This window comes from Paenisporosarcina sp. P5_A11 (assembly GCF_056400705.1).
On record NZ_JBFUKT010000358.1, the window covers coordinates 1 to 1,154 of the forward strand.

The following is a 1,154-nucleotide window of genomic DNA, read 5'->3' on the forward strand; positions in this document are numbered from 1 at the left end:
TCATTTCATTTACCTGAATGGGAACAAGAAAATAGAATGACTGCAATTGATGTGGTTGAAAACTTTGAAAATTATATAGAGTTACCTACTAAATATGCAGTGAATGAATATGGAATAATGGAAAACTTCAGTTTAAAAGTAAGGGATCAACGGATGCAGGAATCTTTATTAAGGGCCATTAAGGGTAAGAGTGCCTTTAGAAGGTTTAAGGACAAAATAATAGATTTTGAAATAGAAGATCAATGGTATTCATACCGTGACGAGTGTTTTAAACAAATTGCGATTGATTGGTGTCAGGAAAATAAAATAAACTTTATTGAATAGAAATAACAGAGGTGATTACCGAACCAAAGGGTAATGGCCTTATCTTATTAAAGTATGAAGCAGGTTAGCGTAATAAGAATTTTAAATGGATAAATGGAAGTTATAAAGAAGATAATCGTATTTTTGATTCAGAAATTCAAGCCGAGGAATGGGTGGATGCCTTATATCCAGATTTTGTTCCGTATTTATTTAATAAGATTAATGTTGGATATGCTTCACCTGCTGCGCCTTATCGATTCCCATTTCTTATACACGATCTCGATGGATCCAACATACTCAAACCTGATTCAAATAAGGATGGTGAAGTAGGTCGGTTTCTTATTTCGGATTCAAGACCCAAAGGCTCCACGACCTATTCTTCACCTCTACTATATAAAAAAATAGTAGTGCTAACCAATGCCTTGGTCTGCACTACTATTCTTAGTATGTTTCTTATTGAGTATTGAAGTAAATGTCTTCCGAATCCAGAGGCTGTGTCACTAATGATGCGCGTAGTATTCAGCCCGGAAGTGGAATTTCTATCTTGAAATAGGTTATGACATTACCGGATTGTCATAACCACAATGAACACTAGACTGGCAGACAGCATATATCTACTATTTTTTCTGCATTCTAAAACGGCCATCTCTAAAAAGCGAGATGGCCGTTAATTTTTATTTTTATTTTTGAATGAATTGTTGTGTCCAGTAATTACCTTTTGCATCGTATCCAATACCAATATGAGTGTAGTTTCCATTCATGATATTAGCGCGATGTCCTGGTGATTCCATCCATCCTTTAACGACTTCTGCCGCCGTTTTTTGACCCATTGCGATGTTTTCAGCTGCGGC

The 1,154-nt window shown here is 35.8% G+C and carries 2 protein-coding genes; one reads left to right on the plus strand and one right to left on the minus strand.

The annotated features are described in order from the left end of the window. Positions 1–324 (plus strand): UPF0158 family protein (locus tag AC1DOS_RS20215; protein WP_477538924.1); only part of this gene is annotated, 324 nt, incomplete at its 5' end. 659 nt (positions 325–983) lie between these two features. Here AC1DOS_RS20215 and AC1DOS_RS20220 read toward each other — a convergent pair. Further along, the coding region (locus AC1DOS_RS20220; RefSeq protein WP_477538925.1) for a CAP domain-containing protein at positions 984–1,154 on the minus strand (171 nt) is incomplete at its 5' end.